Consider the following 13438-nt stretch of genomic DNA (forward strand, 5'->3'; position numbering starts at 1 on the left):
CAGACTTCGCCGCTGAGTCCTGCGCGCCCGGACCCTCTCACCCGGACGCAGCTGGACCCATCCGAGGAGCCCGACCCGGTCCCCACCTGGTGGCGGTGCACCTCACCACACACGACATCCTGAGGAGACACCACAGCTGTGGCCGTCAAGATCCGTTTGAAGCGCCTGGGCAAGGTCCGGGTGCCGCAGTACCGCATCGTCGTCGTCGACTCGCGCAAGAAGCGCGACGGTCGCGTCCTCGAGGAGATCGGCAAGTACCACCCCAAGGAGGACCCGTCGTACATCGACGTCACCTCCGAGCGGGCGCAGTACTGGCTCGGCGTCGGCGCGCAGCCGACCGAGGCCGTCGCCGCCATCCTCAAGGTCACCGGCGACTGGCAGAAGTTCAAGGGTGAGCCGGGCGCCGAGGGCACCCTGCGCCACGCCGAGCCCAAGCGGGACAAGCTCGAGATCTTCAACGAGGCGCTCAAGGAGGCTCAGAGCGAGCCCCGCGGCGACGCGACGACCAAGAAGGCCGCGAAGAAGTCGGCCGAGGCCGCCGCTCCCGAGGCCAACGTGACCCCCGGCGTCGAGACCCCCGAGGGTGCGACCGAGGAGGCCGAGGCCGTGGAGACCGCCCAGACCAAGTCGGACGCCGACCCCGAGCGTCCTGACGCGGACAAGCAGGCCTGAGCACGATGCTGGCCGACGCGCTCGAGCACCTCGTCCGCGGCGTCGTGGACAACCCCGACGACGTGGTCGTCCGCGACAAGCAGCTCCGTCGCGGCTCGGTCCTCGAGGTCCTGGTGCACCCCGACGACCTCGGCAAGGTGATCGGGCGCGGCGGCCGCACGGCGTCCGCGTTCCGCACCGTCATCTCGGCGCTCGCCGGGCGTGAGGGTGCGCGGATCGACTTCGTCGACGTCGACCGGCGTCGCTGAGTCCAGCACTCCGGACGGGTGCCGCTCCCTGTGGGGGCGGCACCCGTTCGCATTTTCACCGATTCCCTGGAGGAGAGCAGCAGTGGAGACGATCGAGCTGGTGGTCGGGCGGATCGGCAAGCCGCACGGCATCCGCGGCGAGGTGACGGTCGACGTGCGCACCGACGAGCCCGAGCGGCGGTACGCCGTGGGGGCCCGGCTGCGGGCCGAGCCGCCCCGCGGCTCGGCCTCTCCGCTGCGCGAGGTGACCGTCGAGAGCGCGCGCTGGCACCAGACGACGCTGCTGGTCTCCTTCGCCGAGATCGCCGACCGGAACGCCGCCGAGGCCGCCCGCGGCATCGTGCTGCACGCGACGATCCCCGCCGACGAGACCCCGGCCGACCCCGACGAGTACTACGACCACCAGCTCATCGGCCTGGCGGCGTACGACCTGGAGGGGACCGAGCTCGGCACGGTCTCCGCGCTGGTCCACGGCGGCGCGCAGGACCTGCTGACGATCCGCACGCCCGAGGGCCGCGAGGCGCTGGTGCCGTTCGTCAAGGCCCTCGTCCCCGAGGTCGACCTGGCGGCCCGACGCGTGGTCGTCGCCGACCGGCCCGGCCTGGTGACGCCGCTGCCCGAGGACGCGTGAGCCGGCGGTGCGGCTGGACTACCTGACGATCTTCCCCGACTACCTCGCGCCGCTGCAGCTCTCGCTGCCGGGCAAGGCGGTGGCGTCGGGGCTGATCGAGGTGCACGTGCACGACCTGCGCGCGTGGACCCACGACCGGCACCGCACCGTCGACGACACGCCGTACGGCGGCGGCGCCGGCATGGTGATGAAGCCCGAGCCGTGGGGCGCCGCGCTGGACGACCTGGCCGTCGAGGGGGCGACCGTGGTGGTGACGACGCCCTCGGGGGAGCCGTTCACCCAGGAGGTGGCCCGCGAGCTGGCCACCCGCGAGCGCCTGGTCTTCGCGTGCGGCCGCTACGAGGGGATCGACCAACGGGTCCTCGACCACGCCCGGACCGTCACCGAGGTCCGCGAGGTCTCGATCGGCGACTACGTGCTCAACGGCGGCGAGGTGGCTGCGCTCGCGGTGACCGAGGCCGTCGTGCGGCTGCTGCCCGGATTCATGGGGAACGCCGCCTCGCTGGTCGAGGAGTCCCACGAGGACGGGCTGCTGGAGTACCCCGTCTACACCAAGCCGGCCAGCTGGCGCGGCCACGACGTGCCGCCCGTCCTGCTGTCGGGCGACCACGGTGCGATCGCCCGCTGGCGCCACGAGCAGGCGGTACGCCGCACCGCCGAGCGCCGGCCGGACCTGCTGCACGGCAGCGCGGTCGCGGGGGAGTGGGAGGTCGTGCCCGCCGTGCGCGCCGACGCCCCGGAGATCCTCACCCTCCAGCTCGCCTGCTGGGTCCGCGAGGCGATCGCCAACGACGACCTCGGGATCCCGCCCCTGCACGAGGACCTGGCGACCGTCACCGACTCGCTGGCCACCTGGGACACCTACGTGGTGCGGGTCGCCGGCCGGCTGGTCGGCTCCGTGCGCGGCCGGCTCGACGGCGACGTCTGGGAGATCGGGCGGCTGATGGTCGCCCCGGACCTGCGCGGGCGCGGCCTGGGCCGGCTGCTGCTCGAGCACGTCGAGGCGGTCGCGCCGGCCGGCGCCGCGTCGTACCGCCTCTTCACGGGCAAGGGCAGCGCCGACAACCTGCGGATGTACAAGAAGGCGGGCTTCCGCCTGCGCGAGGTGCTCGACGGGCGATCGGGCCCGGCGGTGCTCACCAAGCGGATTTCTGGCCGCTGATCGCGCTGTGGCAGACTGGTCCACCGGCCCAGTCGGCCGAAGGACCGCTCCGAGCACACACCCGGGGGGTCCGCGCCGGGCTCCTGCCACAGGGGGAGTCCTGCGCCGCCGGCCACACGCACTGCGCCACCCGCACCGTCAACACTCGAACCGCGGCTGACCTGTGGCACTCGCGAGGAGCAGTCATGAGCAACAACCTGGTGGCCGAGCTCGGCAACAGCGCCAAGCGCGACGACGTCCCGGCCTTCCGCGCCGGTGACACCATCAAGGTCCACGTCAAGGTCGTCGAGGGCAACCGCTCCCGCGTCCAGGTGTTCCAGGGCGTCGTGATCCGCGTGCAGGGCTCCGGCATCGGCCGGACCTTCACCGTCCGCAAGGTCTCCTTCGGCGTCGGCGTCGAGCGCACCTTCCCGCTGAACTCCCCGATCTTCGAGCAGATCGAGATCGTCACCCGCGGTGACGTCCGTCGCGCGAAGCTGTACTACCTGCGCAACCTGCGCGGCAAGGCCGCCAAGATCAAGGAGCGCCGCGAGGCCTGATGCGTCTCGGGTGGGTCACTCCTCCCTAGACTCTGCGCGTGACCACCGAAGACCGCGACCTCGATCCCGCCGACGACACCGTCGGCACGCCGGACGGGTCGCGGTCTTCGTCGTCTCCCGACGGCGCGGCGGCCGAGAAGAAGCGCAAGCACCTGCCGGTCTGGCAGGAGACGATCCTGCTGCTCGGCATCGCGCTGGTGCTGGCCGTGGTCATCAAGGCGCTCTTCGTCCAGGCCTTCTACATCCCCTCGCAGTCCATGGAGCCCGGGCTGGTCAAGAACGACCGGATCCTGGTGCAGAAGGTCTCCTACTGGTTCGGCCGCGAGCCGCAGCGCGGCGACGTCGTCGTCTTCGAGGACCCGGGCAGCTGGCTCAGCGACAGCGAGGACGCCGAGCCCACCAACGGGCTGACCTCGCTGATGGCCAAGATCGGGCTCTACCCGACCGGTGGCCACCTGGTGAAGCGGGTCGTCGGCGTCGCCGGTGACACCATCACCTGCTGCGACAAGAAGGGCCGGATCTCGGTCAACGGCAAGCCGCTGAACGAGGACGCCTACGTCAAGCAGGAGAAGGGCATCGACTGCCGCGGGCCGATGACCGGCAACTGCAGCTGGTCGGCCGGCCCCGTGCCCGAGGGCCAGCTGTTCGTCATGGGTGACAACCGCGGCCACTCCGCCGACTCCAGCGCGCACCTGTGCCTGCCCGAGCAGGAGACCGACTGCACCGAGAACCCCTACGTCCCGGTGGACTCAGTGGTCGGCAAGGTGTTCGTGCTGCTCTGGCCCACCGACCGCTTCGACTGGGTGGGGCGTCCCGACGCGTTCGCGGACGTGCCCGACCCGTCCTGACCCCTCCGGGAACCCGTGAGCGTCCTCCCACGTGGCTCGACCGTCCGGCGTGACGCCGGCATCTACGGCTACGAGCGCGCCCTGCGCCGGCACGGCATCGAGCCGATCGCCGGGGTCGACGAGGCCGGCCGCGGCGCCTGCGCCGGGCCCCTGGTCGCCGGTGCCTGCATCCTCCCGTCGGGGAAGGCCGGCATCGTCCCGGGCCTGGCCGACAGCAAGCTGCTGACCGAGAGGGCGCGCGAGCGCTGCTACGACCAGGTCGTGCGGCGCGCGGTGGCCTGGTCGGTCGTCGTGGTCCCGCACGACGAGTGCGACCGGCTCGGCATGCACGTGGCGAACGTCGAGGCGCTGCGCCGGGCCGTCGCCCTGCTCGACGTGCCTCCCGCGTACGTGCTCACCGACGGGTTCCCCGTGGACGGCCTGGGGGTGCCCGGCCTGGCGGTCTGGAAGGGCGACCGGGTCGCCGCGTGCATCGCGGCGGCCTCGGTCCTCGCGAAGGTCACCCGCGACCGCATCATGCGCGAGATGGACGCCGACTGGCCGGCGTACGACTTCGCGACGCACAAGGGCTACATCACCGAGACCCACACCGCGGCGCTGCTGCAGCACGGCCCGTCGCCGGTGCACCGGATGCGGTTCGTCAACGTGCGCCGGGCGGCCGGGCTCGAGCCGGACGACCGCGTGCACAATGAGGACGCCGTACCCGTCGAGGCCCTGGAGGACCTGTCATGAGCGCCGAGGACCTCGAGAAGTACGAGGCCGAGATGGAGCTGACGCTCTACCGCGAGTACCGCGACGTCGTCGGCATCTTCAAGTACGTCGTCGAGACCGACCGCCGGTTCTACCTGTGCAACCAGGTCGACGTGAAGGCCCGCACCGAGGCCGGGGACGTCTTCTTCGAGGTGTCCATGTCCGACGCCTGGGTCTGGGACATGTACCGGCCGGCGCGCTTCGCCAAGAACGTCAAGGTGCTCACGTTCAAGGACGTGAACGTCGAGGAGCTCCAACCTTCGGACATCGATCCGCCCAAGCCGTAGTCCGAACGGGTCATTTCGGCCCGAAGTGCTAAGCCTCGGTCTTATGGTCGTCGCGGGGTCGGGCGGTCGTGGGGACAGCCCGCGGCACGCACGCCAGGGGACCAGCAGTGACGAGCAGACGCGCACGCACGCGCCGTACCGAGCGCGGGGCCGCTGCCGTGGAGTTCGCGCTGGTCGCCCCACTGCTGCTGATGCTCGTCTTCGGGATCATCAGCTACGGGTACATGCTCAGCTTCCGCCAGGCGCTGAGCCAGGCGGCGGCCGAGGGAGCCCGGGCGGCGGCCGTCTCGACCGTGGCGACCTCGCGCGAGAGCGATGCCGTGAAAGCGGTCAACGAGGGGCTGCGCTCATACGGCGTGACGTGCGCCGCGGGCAAGCTGGTCAAAGGCTCCGCGCAGGTGGGGACCTGTGCGGTGTCCGCTCCCGCCTCGTGCGCCGGGCACGGTACGGCCCCGCCGCTCTGCCTGTCAGTGACCGTGGACTACGCCTACCGCGCACACCCGTTGACGCCTGCCTTCCCCGGGCTCGGCACCGTGCTCCCCGACCGGCTCGCGTACACCTCGTCCGCACGGGTGAGCTGAGTGCGTCGCCGTTCCGACGAGGGAGGCGTCACGGTCCTCGTGGCCGTCTCGATGACCGTCCTGCTGCTCGTCGCCGCCTTCGCGGTCGACCTCGGGATGCAGAGGGTGGCGAGACGGGACATGCAGGCGTTGTCGGACATCGTCGCCCTGGACCTCTCCCGGGAGATGACGGGCCACGACGCCGCGACCGTCCTCGCCAGTACCGCGTTCCGTGCTGCGGTCAAGGACGCGGTGGCCCGCAACGACGACAAGGTGCTCGGCAGCGCGCCGGACGTCCGCGTGGAGGTCGGTCGCGTGGTCGACGGGGCCTTCACTGCCGCGGGAGCAGTCAGCTACGCGACGAGCTCGGCGACGGTGTCGTCGCCGTCGGTCACCGCAGGGTCGATGGTCCCGAACGCCGTCCGGGTGACCGCGTCGAACGGGGTCGACTTCGCCTTCGCGACCGGTCGCGGCGAGGTGTCGAGAGCGGCCACGGCGTCGTTGTCGTCCTTCGCCTGCTACAAGCTGGGATCCTGGGCCACCAAGGTCGACACGGGCGACTCCGCGCTGCTCGACCCCGTCCTCCGCAAGATCGCCGAGCAGTCCGGAGCGTTCTCCAACGGCGCGGCGGTCGCAGCGTTGAGCTACACCGGCCTGGCAACCGCCGCGGTGGACCTCACCCAGCTCGCGGTGCGGCTCGGCGTCGGGTCGGTCGACCAGCTCGCCACGACGACGGTGACCATCAAGCAGCTCCTGGTGGCCGTCCGGGCACTGGCCCAGCCCGCCAGCACGGCCGTCGTGAACGTGCTCGACGTCCTCGTGGCCAACGCCAGCTCGACCGTCAGCGTGCAGCTCGGCAAGCTGGTCGGCGTCTCGAGCGGGGCGGGCTCGATGGCGGGCGCCACCGCGAACCTCCTGGACCTGGTCGGAGGCGCCGTGTCCGCGGTCAACGGCACCAACCTCGCCAACGTCCATCTCGGCGCCGGGATCCCGGGCCTCGCCAACGTCAACCTCCGGGCCAAGCTGGTCCAGGGCCCCCGGCAGTACTGCGGTGCTCCCGGGGACGGCACCACCATCGGGGTCGCGTCCGACACCGAGCAGCTGGGCGTCCACGTCGACGGCACCCTGGCACCGACGACGACGAGCTTCGTGCCGCCGGTCATCGAGGGCCTCCTCGAGAACGTCGTCTCCGCGCAGATCACTGCCGAGAACCACGTCGCGATCGACCTCAGCGTCGCCGGGACGAGCTCGAGGCTGAAGGCGGTGACCTGTGGGCAGCCGGACGGCATCGTCGTCGACGTCGAGAACGGGGTCGCGACCCTCTCGGTCCGGACGCCGCTGCGCGCGCGGGTGGGGGCGAAGGTCCTGGACGGCTCCTTCCTCGGACTGCCGAGCCTCGCCGAGGCGGTGATCGCCGTGGACGCCGAGGTGCTGGTCCGGATCGCGGTGGGCGCGAACGGGCACGTCGACGTGAGGGTCGACGTCCCACCCCGGTCCTTCGACACGCCCTACGACACGGGCAGCGGGAGCGCCAGCCTCCAGTCGGTGTCGCGCACCTGGGCCAACATCAGCGCCCACGTGGGTGTCCTCGGAGGGCTGCTCGGCGCGGGCATCTACATCTCGCCGGCCAACCAGACGAAGCTGCTCGACGCCATCCTCACGTCCGGGCTCACCCGGCTCTTCGACCCGGCGAACCCGGCCAGCCTCACCGCCACGTTGCTCGACCCGCTCCTCGCGCTCGCCGGCGCACGCGTCGGGGGGTCCGACGTGGTGCTCGACAGCAGGCCCGCGCTCAGCTGCAGCGTGCCCAAGCTGGTCGGCTGAAGGCCGTCCGCCGACCGGACCTTCCTCCTAGTCCATCCGGACTAGCGACCCGGTCGGCCCGGGTAAAGATGCCTACGCTCCTGGTCTCGGACCATCGGGGGTCGTAGGGAGGAGCACCAGGTTGACCGGCCGTCGGCTCACGCAGCGCCGCGGCAAGGAGGGGGGAGCGGCTGCGGTCGAGTTCGCGCTCGTGCTGCCGCTCTTGCTGCTGCTCGTCTTCGGCATCGTCCAGTACGGCTTGTACTTCTGGACGTTGCAGGGAGGCAGCGACATCGCGCGCGACGCCGCGCGCCAGTCGGCTGTCGGCACGCCCGCGAGGTGCGTGGACTTCCGTACCTCGGTCCGGTCGCAGGTCGAGACGCTGAACGGCGCTGGGGAGGCCGCCTCGATCACCCGCACGTACGTCGACTCGATGCCTCCTGGCATCAACGTCGGCGACACCGTCAAGGTGCGCGTGGAGTTCCCTGCCGCCGACCTCCAGCTGCCGTTCCTGCCCTTCCTCCACGGAGGTCTGGTGTCGACGACCGCCGAGGCCCGGGTCGAGTTCGTGCCGTCCGCGCCCGAGGCGTGCTCATGAGGAGGCGACTGGCGCACCGCGACGAGGGTGGAGCCGTCGCGGTGATGGTCGGTGTCCTCGCCGTCGTCCTCTTCGGGGTCGCCGCCCTCGCCGTCGACCTGGGCAACGCCTGGGCGCGCGAGCGGTCCGTGCAGAAGCAGGTCGACCTGACCGCACTGAGCGTGAGCCACCTCCTGCCGGCCTCCGAGACCGACCTGGCGACGATCACGACCGCTGCTGCGGCCTACCTGGTGCGCAACGCCGCCTCCGGCCAGGGAACGGTCCTGCCGGGCGACCTCCACAACGGCTCCGTCCTCGACGGCGAGGTGCACCTGCAGGACGAGAACGGAGCGCCCTGCCAGACCGACTGCGTACGGCTCTCCGTCACCGCTCCTCAGGCACGCGTCGACTTCGGCCTGGCCGGAGCGCTCGGACAGGGCGGTACGGACGTCCAGCGCTCCGCCACGGTGCAGGTGTTCTCGTCGATCCCCCGTGGCGAGAGCGTGCTGCCGTTCTGGTTGCCGAGCGGGTGTGCGCTGGGCCCGGCCATGCTCGATGCGACGCCGGGGAGCGGCCCGGGGAAGTTCGGCTCCACGACGGTCACGGCCGACGCGGACGAGGCCGCGACCAGCGCGCGGTCGGCTCCGAGCGCCGCGACGGCGTCCCCGGCCGCGACGCCGGCCGCGACGCCGGCCGCGACGCCGACCGCGACGCCTACCGCGACGCCTACCGCGACGCCGACCGCGACGCCTACCGCGACGCCGACCGCGACGCCGACCGCGACGCCGACGGTGCTCCCGAGCGACGTCCAGCAGGGTGGCCACACCGTCGTGGGCCCGATCGTCCCGAGCGTCGCCTGGGTGGGACAGACGCTGACGGTCAGCAATCTGCGGCTGACCAAGATCCCGAGCAACATCGACCGCGCTTCGATCCGGTTCGTGGCACCTGACGGCACCTGGCACGAGTACGCCGCGATGGACGTCGGCAGGACCGACCCACTGATCGTGCCCCCCTTCTCGATCGGACCCGAGGTCACCGGCACGCCCGGGACGTGGCGGGTCTACGGAGTGGTGCAGGAGAAGAACGACAGGAAGCTCCCGCAGATCTCGGTGGACCACCAGACGCTGACCGTCAACGGGACGCCGCCGGCCTCGGCACCGCCTGCCCCTGCGCCCGCGCCCCTCCCGGCGACCGGCGCCGGCATGGACTCCGAGATCGTCGTGCCCGCGTCGACGGCGGTCGGTTGCGTCGGGCAGCAGCGGGGCAACTTCGGACAGCTCGACAGCCCGCGCAAGAGCGGTGAGGGGACTGCGGACGCGCTCGCGCTGAACATCGCCGCCGGCCTCGACCACCTGCTCGAGCCCTACCGGTTCGCGAGCGGAGCTGCCGTGGTCAAGGAGTGCGGGTCCGGCACCAGGACGATCCCCGGCGCCCGCCTCGACGACGTGTCCCAGGACGGGCGGAACTGCATCACGGGTCTTCCGGGCAACCGGGTCTCCCCGCTGGGCCCCGGGTTCCTCACCGGAGTGGGGGCCCGGCCGGGTCGCATCGCTGCCGAGCGGGGCAGCACGACGTGCCAGGGTCGGTCGGACGTGTCGTACGGCGGCGCGACCATCAACAACGACGTCCTCTCCTGCTTCCTCCGGGGCGGGGCCTCCCTCGACGACATCAGCAAGGCGACGGGCGTGACGCCCGCGATGCTGGACCCGGCGGTCATCCGGTCGCCGCGGTTCGTCTGGGTGCCGGTGGTCCACGCCGCGGACCGCGTGCAGAAGGGCTTCCAGCCGATCCGCGAGTTCGTGCCGGCGTTCGTCACCGACGAGTCGCCGGTGAGCACCCGAGGGCTGTCGGACGCGACGGCGGCCAACGGGATCGTCCTGAACGGGGGAGGCAGGCAGGTCCAAGGCATCCAGGTCTACGTCTTCAACAAGGACGCCCTCCCGATCGAGGCGTCCGCGCCGACGGTGGCCTACGACCCGGTGGTGGGCATGAAAGTGGGGCGCCTGGTCCGCTGACGGCCCAGCTGGCGCTCACAGCGGGTCGGTGACGACGCTTGTCCACACGGCGGTCCTCGAGGCCGGTCGAGCGCCAGCCGTCCGCGGCAGCCTCCTGGGCAGGAGGTCGAGGACATGACGACGACAGCAGCGCGGAACCACGCGGTGGGGCAGTACGGCGAGACGCTGGCCGCCCGGCACCTGGTCGCGGAGGGCATGGCCCTCCTCGACCGCAACTGGCGGTGCGAGCAGGGCGAGATCGACCTGGTCCTGCGGGACGGGCGGACGGTCGTCGTCTGCGAGGTCAAGACCCGCAGCGGCAGGGTCGGCGGCACGCCGCACGAGGCGGTGACCGACATCAAGGTCGCCCGGCTGCGACGGCTGGCGAACCGCTGGCTGGAGGAGCACGGCGTGGCCCACCTCGAGGCACGCGTCGACATGGTCTGCGTGCAGCTGCCACGACGCGGTGCCGCCGAGCTGGACCACGTGCGGGGGATCGGCTGATGGCCTTCGCCACCGCGCACACCGTCTCGCTCCAGGGAGCGGTCGGCCACCTGATCGAGGTGCAGGCCGACGTGTCCCCGGGCATCGTCGCGACGATCGTCGTCGGCCGGCCGGACGTCTCCCTCAACGAGGCGCGGGACCGCTGCCGGATGGCGATCGCCAACAGCGACCTCGGGTGGCCCGCCACCAAGCGGGTGACGATCCTGCTGAGCCCCGCAGACCTGAGCAAGACCGGCAGCCACTTCGACCTCGCGATGGCGGTCGCGGTGCTCGGCGCCAACGGGGCGGTCCCGAAGCCCAGCCTCCAGGGCTGCCTCTTCGTCGGCGAGCTCACCCTGGCCGGTGGGCTCCGCTCGGTCCCCGGGGTGCTGCCGATGGTGCTGGCCGCCGCGCGCCGGGGGATCACCGAGGTCTACGTGCCCGAGCCGCAGGCGGCGGAGGCCGCGATGGTCCCCGGGGTGTCGGTGTACGGCATGCGCTCGCTGGCGCAGGTCGCGGCGCAGCTGGCGGGGGAGGAGGTGCCCGAGGCGCCGCCGGTGGCGGAGCAGTCCGGCAGCCGCCTGCTCTCGTGGCGGGGCGACGACCGGCTCGACGACACCGACATGGTCGACGTCCTCGGCCTGGCGGACGCCCGCTACGCCCTGGAGGTCGCCGCGGCCGGCGGCCACCACGTCATGCTCACCGGCCCGAAGGGCGCGGGCAAGACGACGCTGGCCGAGCGGATGCCCGGCCTGCTGCCGGACCTCGACGGTGAGGAGTCGCTCGAGCTGACGGCGATCCACTCGCTCGCCGGCGTCCTCGACCCCGCCGGCGGGATGCTGACCCGCCCGCCGTTCGCGGCGCCGCACCACGACGCCAGCAAGGCCAGCCTGATCGGCGGGGGGAGCGGACGGGTCCGCCCGGGGGCGATCAGCCGGGCACACCACGGCGTCCTGTTCCTCGACGAGTTCCCGTTGTTCCGCACCGACGTCATCGAGGCGCTGCGCCAACCGCTCGAGAGCGGGGACGTGACCATCGCGCGGGGCGAGGAGTCGGCGACCTTCCCCGCGCGCGGCATCGTGGTCGTGGCCTGCAACCCCTGTCCGTGCGGTGAGTACTCGCCGGTCGCGCGGGACAACCAGTGCAAGTGTGGCGAGCGCGCACGCCGGGACTACCGCAGCCGGATCACCGGGCCGCTCAGCGACCGGATCGACATCACCCGCGAGGTCGCCCCGCTCAAGGGCGGGGAGGTCGGCGCGGCGCCCCCGGAGCCCACGGCGGCGATCCGGGCGCGGGTGACCGCGGCTCGCGACCGCCAGGCCCAGCGGTACGCCGGCTGCGGGTGGCGCCTGAACGGGCACGCGCCCGGACCTGCGCTCCGCGACCTGTGGCCGCTGACGGCGTCCGCGCAGCGGGTGCTGGACGACAAGATCAGCAAGGGCCTGCTGACCCGGCGCGGGGCGGTGCGGGTCCACCGCCTCGCCTGGACGGTCGCCGACCTCGCGGGTGCTCCGGGCCCCGGGGAGGTCGAGCTGTGCACTGCCCTGAGGCTGCGCACGGCCGAGCCGCTCATGCTCTCGGACCTGACCAGGAGGGCGGGATGAGCGAGCCGTCCCCGTCGACGCCGGACACCCCGCCGGACACCCGGCCGGACCACACGCGGGACAGGACGCCCGGGGAGCCGTCGGACCGCGAGCGGGTGGCACGCGTCGCCCTGTCGCGGCTGACCGAGCCCGGCGACCCGCGCATCGCCGGGCTCACCGCCGAGCTCGGCGCGGTCGAGCTGCACCAGGCCCTCGCCCACGAGCGGGACCCGGGCAACGGGGTCCTGACCGACGTCGCGGAGCGGCTGGCGACCATGGAGCCGGAGCGCGACCTGGAGATCGCCGCCCGGCTGGGCATCCGGTTCGTCGTCCCGGGCGACGCCGAGTGGCCGGCGCAGCTCGACGGGCTCGGGTCCGCGGGGGACGTGCAGGGGCGCACCGGCGCACCCCTCGGCCTGTGGGCGAGAGGGCCTCTGCGTCTCGACGGGCTCGACGGCTCGCTGGCGGTGGTCGGCTCCCGCTCCGCCACGACGTACGGCGCGGACGTCGCCGCCTCGATCGGCGCCTGCGCCGCCGGGGCCGGCGTCCCGGTGGTCTCCGGCGCGGCGTTCGGGATCGACCAGGCGGCCCACCGCGGGGCGATCGCGGTCGACGGCCCGACCGTGGCCGTCCTGGCCTGCGGGGTCGACCGGGCCTACCCTGCCGCGCACCGCTCGTTGCTGGCCCACCTCGCAGCGGAGGGGCTGGTCGTCTCCGAGCTCCCGCCGGGGTCGGCACCGACCCGGCTGCGCTTCCTCGCCCGGAACCGGCTCATCGCTGCCCTGACGCGAGGCACGGTCGTCGTCGAGGCGGCCGTGCGGAGCGGCGCGCTGAACACCGCCAACTGGGCCGGACGGCTCAACCGCGTCCTGATGGGCGTTCCCGGCCCGGTGACGAGCGCGCCCTCCCAGGGTGTGCACCAGCTGGTGCGAACCGGCGCGGCCACCCTGGTGACGTCCGGGGAGGACGTCCTGGAGCTGATCGGGGTCTCCGGAGCCCACCTGGTCGAGGAGCCGCGTGGGCCGGTGCGCCAGCGGGACCGGTTGTCGCTGCGCCAGCAGCAGGTGCTCGACGCGGTGCCGGTCGCGTCCGGGGCCAGGTCCGACTCGATCGCGCGAGCGGCCGGGCTCGGGCTGGTCGAGGTGCGTTCCGGGCTGGTGCGCCTGCACGCCCTCGGTCTCGTCGACGAGGGACCGGACGGGTGGCGGCTCGCCGCGCTGGCTCACCGGTGAGGGGGCTCGCGCTTCCTAGACTCGGCGACCGTGGGGAACCAGGAGCACGAGCCGCGGGCGGCCGGACCG

Annotated in this window: 15 protein-coding genes and 1 pseudogene; all 16 read left to right on the top strand. The window is 72.8% G+C overall.

What is annotated here, in order from left to right; all coding sequences use genetic code 11:
• The first annotated feature begins 138 nt into the window (after window positions 1-138).
• The 16 genes and pseudogenes from rpsP (at window position 139) to dprA (ending at window position 13369) form a co-directional block, all read left to right on the top strand.
• A complete protein-coding gene (gene rpsP / locus OSR43_RS07275; RefSeq protein ID WP_302270575.1) occupies window positions 139-672 on the top strand; it encodes a 30S ribosomal protein S16 in 534 nt (177 codons plus the stop codon).
• 5 nt (window positions 673-677) lie between these two features.
• Entirely contained in the window at window positions 678-920 is a 243-nt protein-coding gene (locus tag OSR43_RS07280) for an RNA-binding protein (RefSeq protein ID WP_302270576.1), read from the top strand.
• Between the two features lie 82 nt (window positions 921-1002).
• Window positions 1003-1551: a ribosome maturation factor RimM gene (gene rimM / locus OSR43_RS07285; protein ID WP_302270577.1), complete on the top strand. Its 549-nt coding sequence runs from the start codon at window positions 1003-1005 to the stop codon at window positions 1549-1551.
• Between the two features lie 7 nt (window positions 1552-1558).
• A pseudogene (gene trmD / locus OSR43_RS07290) lies at window positions 1559-2227 on the top strand (tRNA (guanosine(37)-N1)-methyltransferase TrmD); the annotation flags it as partial.
• Between the two features lie 192 nt (window positions 2228-2419).
• Window positions 2420-2713 (top strand): GNAT family N-acetyltransferase, encoded by a 294-nt coding sequence (locus OSR43_RS07295; RefSeq protein WP_302271621.1) that lies wholly within the window; start codon window positions 2420-2422, stop codon window positions 2711-2713.
• Between the two features lie 185 nt (window positions 2714-2898).
• On the top strand, window positions 2899-3252 hold the full coding sequence (rplS, locus tag OSR43_RS07300) for a 50S ribosomal protein L19 (RefSeq protein WP_302270578.1): 354 nt from the start codon (window positions 2899-2901) through the stop codon (window positions 3250-3252).
• Between the two features lie 38 nt (window positions 3253-3290).
• Window positions 3291-4100, top strand: coding sequence for a signal peptidase I (gene lepB / locus OSR43_RS07305; RefSeq protein WP_302270580.1), 810 nt, complete (start codon window positions 3291-3293; stop codon window positions 4098-4100).
• A gap of 15 nt (window positions 4101-4115) precedes the next feature.
• Window positions 4116-4832 carry a ribonuclease HII gene (locus tag OSR43_RS07310; protein ID WP_302270581.1) on the top strand — a complete coding sequence of 239 codons (717 nt, stop codon included), beginning with the start codon at window positions 4116-4118 and terminating at the stop codon, window positions 4830-4832.
• On the top strand, window positions 4829-5137 hold the full coding sequence (locus OSR43_RS07315; protein ID WP_154612081.1) for a DUF2469 domain-containing protein: 309 nt from the start codon (window positions 4829-4831) through the stop codon (window positions 5135-5137). The genes OSR43_RS07310 and OSR43_RS07315 overlap by 4 nt, the downstream gene beginning before the upstream one ends.
• A gap of 158 nt (window positions 5138-5295) precedes the next feature.
• The gene (locus OSR43_RS07320; protein WP_302270582.1) at window positions 5296-5718 is read left to right on the top strand and encodes a TadE family protein; all 423 of its coding nucleotides are present in this window, start codon (window positions 5296-5298) and stop codon (window positions 5716-5718) included.
• Entirely contained in the window at window positions 5719-7521 is a 1803-nt protein-coding gene (locus OSR43_RS07325; protein WP_302270583.1) for a pilus assembly protein TadG-related protein, read from the top strand.
• A gap of 121 nt (window positions 7522-7642) precedes the next feature.
• Window positions 7643-8098 carry a TadE family protein gene (locus tag OSR43_RS07330; protein ID WP_302270584.1) on the top strand — a complete coding sequence of 152 codons (456 nt, stop codon included), beginning with the start codon at window positions 7643-7645 and terminating at the stop codon, window positions 8096-8098.
• On the top strand, window positions 8095-10092 hold the full coding sequence (locus OSR43_RS07335) for a TadE/TadG family type IV pilus assembly protein (RefSeq protein WP_302270586.1): 1998 nt from the start codon (window positions 8095-8097) through the stop codon (window positions 10090-10092). The genes OSR43_RS07330 and OSR43_RS07335 overlap by 4 nt, the downstream gene beginning before the upstream one ends.
• 114 nt (window positions 10093-10206) lie before the next feature.
• Window positions 10207-10575 (top strand): YraN family protein, encoded by a 369-nt coding sequence (locus OSR43_RS07340; RefSeq protein WP_302270587.1) that lies wholly within the window; start codon window positions 10207-10209, stop codon window positions 10573-10575.
• Complete coding sequence (locus OSR43_RS07345; RefSeq protein WP_302270588.1) at window positions 10575-12158, top strand: YifB family Mg chelatase-like AAA ATPase; 1584 nt, start codon at window positions 10575-10577, stop codon at window positions 12156-12158. The genes OSR43_RS07340 and OSR43_RS07345 overlap by 1 nt, the downstream gene beginning before the upstream one ends.
• Window positions 12155-13369, top strand: a complete 1215-nt coding sequence (dprA, locus tag OSR43_RS07350; RefSeq protein WP_302270589.1) for a DNA-processing protein DprA — start codon at window positions 12155-12157, stop codon at window positions 13367-13369. Before OSR43_RS07345 ends, dprA begins: the two co-directional genes overlap by 4 nt.
• Window positions 13370-13438 lie beyond the last annotated feature (69 nt).

Origin of the sequence: Nocardioides sp. Arc9.136 (assembly GCF_030506255.1) — a bacterium.
Classification (GTDB): domain Bacteria; phylum Actinomycetota; class Actinomycetes; order Propionibacteriales; family Nocardioidaceae; genus Nocardioides.